Origin of the sequence: Bradyrhizobium uaiense, from assembly GCF_010811875.1 — a bacterium.
GTDB classification, from domain to species: domain Bacteria; phylum Pseudomonadota; class Alphaproteobacteria; order Rhizobiales; family Xanthobacteraceae; genus Bradyrhizobium; species Bradyrhizobium uaiense.
Window position 1 is genome coordinate 1 of record NZ_VKHP01000597.1, and the last position, 414, is coordinate 414.

Sequence of the window (414 nt, forward strand, 5' to 3'; positions counted from 1 at the left end):
CGGCCGGCGTTGCCGTACTGTCGGCGGTCGTCGGCCTGATCTGGTTGCCGCTGCTCCAGCCGCACCTCCAACTTACCGGCGTCTGGGATGCGATCTGCAGCGCGGCCGGCGTTCCCCGCGCGGCGGTGCAGGAGACGGCCGTCAAGCCGGACTTCAAGACCTCGAATGTCGTCATGACCTCGGAGATGCTGACCAAGGTCAATCAGGTCTCGATCGGGCGCGGCGCAACGCTGGCACAGCGATGCGCGATCTGCCACGGACCGCAGGGCGTCAGCGACGCCCATTCCCCGAACCTCGCCGGGCAGTTTGCCGCGGTGACGTACAAGGAGCTCAACGACTTCAAGACCGGCGCGCGGGTCAGCGTCGTGATGAGCCCGTTCGCTGCGGCCATGAGCGACCAGGACATGAAGGACG

The 414-nt window shown here is 67.1% G+C and carries 1 protein-coding gene; it reads left to right on the forward strand.

Going from position 1 to position 414, the window contains the following annotated elements:
* The coding region (locus tag FNJ47_RS55595; protein WP_163163555.1) for a c-type cytochrome at positions 1 to 414 on the forward strand (414 nt) is incomplete at both ends.